Source organism: Armatimonas sp. (assembly GCF_031410135.1).
GTDB lineage: Bacteria > Armatimonadota > Armatimonadia > Armatimonadales > Armatimonadaceae > Armatimonas.
In genome coordinates this window covers 1-2566 of record NZ_JANNYP010000796.1, presented here as the reverse complement: position 1 = coordinate 2566, position 2566 = coordinate 1, and the positions used below count along the sequence as shown (strand labels likewise).

General features: G+C 56.2%; 2 protein-coding genes and 1 pseudogene. 1 reads left to right on the top strand and 2 read right to left on the bottom strand.

Annotated elements, in window-relative coordinates; translation table 11 throughout:
- Nucleotides 1-366, bottom strand: a 366-nt coding sequence (locus tag RMO15_RS29030; protein ID WP_309721305.1) for a low molecular weight protein-tyrosine-phosphatase, incomplete at its 3' end; no start/stop codon positions are given.
- A gap of 3 nt (nucleotides 367-369) precedes the next feature.
- Nucleotides 370-840: a transcription elongation factor GreA gene (gene greA, locus RMO15_RS29025; RefSeq protein ID WP_309721302.1), complete on the bottom strand. Its 471-nt coding sequence runs from the start codon at nucleotides 838-840 to the stop codon at nucleotides 370-372.
- Between the two features lie 275 nt (nucleotides 841-1115).
- Between greA and RMO15_RS29020 the strand changes: the two are divergent.
- A pseudogene (locus RMO15_RS29020) lies at nucleotides 1116-2566 on the top strand (DNA-directed RNA polymerase subunit beta); the annotation flags it as partial.

The following is a 2566-nucleotide window of genomic DNA, read 5'->3' as shown; positions in this document are numbered from 1 at the left end:
GGGCACTTCATCGTAGCCCAGCGTGGGGGCGTAGCTAAGCATCGGGCGGAGTGCCGCCGATGATACGCCGAGACGCTGGACATCGCGCAGATTCGCCTCGTCCATGGTCAATAAATAATCAAATGCACTCAGATCAGCCCGGGTGAGCTGGCGAGCGCGGATGCCAGAGAAGTCAATCCCGTGCTGGTGGAGAATCTGCTGCGTCCCTTTGTGCGGTAGCTCTCCCGCGTGCCAGCCGCCCGTGCCCACTGAGTCGCAGGAGATCTCGTGTGCCAGCCCCGCTTGCTCAACTTTATGCCGAAAGATTGCCTCCGCCATCGGGGAGCGGCAGATATTTCCCAGGCAGATAAAGAGCACACGGGGCATGGACTACTCGACGCTTAGTATCTCTAGGGTCATTGTCCCGCCGGGCGTGGTCACCACGACGCTCTCCCCGACTTTCTTGCCCATCAGTGCCGCTCCCACCGGCGAGGCGGCGGAGATCAGGTCGTTGACAGGGTCCGCCTCATAGGAGCCCACGAGTTTATACGTGAGCTCCTCCTCGAACTCTGTGTCGCGGACATGTACCGTGGAGCCCAAGCCCACCACGCCGCTGCCCGGGACGCTCTCAGGCACGAGAATCGCGCGCTCCAGCATCGCTTGGAGATCGGCGATGCGGCCTCCAATGAAGCCCTGTTGCCGCTTGGCATCTTGGTAGTCAAAGTTCTCCGAGAGATCCCCCAAGTCGCGGGCCTCACGAATCCGGATGGCAAGCGCAGGCATCTCGAAGCTGCGAAGCTGCTCCAACTCATCTTCAATTTTCTTCTTGCCTGATACAGTCAGGACGATATCTTCAGCCATAGCCGTTTCCTAAACGAAAGCAAATAGCCCCGAATGTGTTCGGGGCAGTGACGGGATTATAGCCCTGTTTCTTGCCACCGTCAAGAAAAATTAAAAAAAATAGGCTCACACTGTTGACAGGTAGGTAATACAGCGGTAAATTAAGAATTCGTGCCACAATAGGAGGAGCCGCGGAAAGCGACCCAATAAGTGGCATTTTGGGCTCGGAGAGCCGAGGTCAGTGTACCCCGATCTCGCGCCACACGAAGCCCGAATTAGGAGGGGTTCCAGTCCGTATGGAAATTCAGCATCAGGCGAAGCGTACCGAGCATGCCGCCCCGATCCCCAATCTCGTCGAACTGCAGCTAGATTCATTTCGCTCGTTCCTCGAAGATGGGTTGCATGAACTGTTCCGATCTTTTTCTCCCATCTATGACTTCACCGGTCAAACCGCCATTGAGTTGGTGGACTTTACTCTCGGTGAACCTAAACATTCTTTGGAGCAGTGCCGGTCACGTGATGTGACCTTTGAAGTGCCCATTAAGGCGCGTGTTCGCCTAACAAGCACTGGTCAAGAAGTTATCGAGTCTGAGGTTTATCTGGGCGATCTGCCCTTAATGACCGCGAAGGGGACTTTTGTGATCAATGGCGCGGAGCGCGTCGTGGTCTCACAGCTCTCTCGTTCTGCGGGTATCTACTTCCGCGACTCTCTGAGTAACTTATTGGAGTGGCAATTCTTTGCAACTCTGATTCCCTCAGAAGGTCCCTGGGTGGATATCGAGACCGATGGTGGCGCGATTACCGTGCGCATCGGACAGAACAAGAAATTCTCGATCATGACCCTGCTCCGCGCACTCCATGCTTTCGATGTCGCCTCGCCTGAGGGTGAGTTTGTCATCGAGTTCCGGGAGCTTGTGGGCAAGATCTTGGCGGAGACAATTGTAGACGAAGTGACGGGTGAGGTTCTCCTAGAGAAGGGCACCCATGTCACCGCGGATCACTACCGTGAGCTGGTTAAGGCACTGGGCGGCGAACAAGCTGTCCGTACCCGCAAGACCAAGTGTCTCCTGATCGGCTTCGATCTTGAAACCGATGCTCAGTTTTTAGAGTACTTCAGCACCCGCACCATGGTGACCAGCGAGCAGCTCTCTGAGATTGACATGGATGCCGAAGCGAAGTGGCGCTATGCCCCGACCGATCTCTTCGATGTGGCGGGTAAGCTGATCGCCCCGGCCTACGCACGAATTGATCGTGAGATCTCGAAAAAGCTAGCGGTTTTGGAGCGCGAAGTTGAGGTGCTGGAAGTGCACCGCTTTATCGGAGCCAGCCTGGAGCTCGAAGAGGCGAAGATCACGGATCGCAAGAGCGCCCTCCACGATATCTACCACAAGATTCGTCCCGGCGACCCCGTGACCGACGACTCTGCCAAAGCGCTGCTGCACTCGATGTTCTTCGACACCCGCCGCTACGATCTGGCCAAGGTAGGACGCCACAAGCTCAATAAGAAGCTACGCGTCTCGCTCCCGCTCTCGGTGCGCAATATCACCAAGTATGATCTGATCGCGGTGATTGAGTATCTCATCGGGATGCAGGAATCGTCACGCGCTGAGGCATCGGATGAGGCGCGAATGCGCTTCACGACCGACGACATTGACCACCTGGAAAACAAGCGTGTTCGCTCCGTAGGAGAGCTGCTCTACTCGCAGCTTCGTATGGGCTTTTTGCGCATGGAGAAAGTGGCCAAGGA

Coding starts and splice junctions, on each gene's coding strand:
- greA (WP_309721302.1), bottom strand. CDS start 840: ATGGCTGAAGATATCGTCCTGACTGTATCAGGCAAGAAGAAAATTGAA.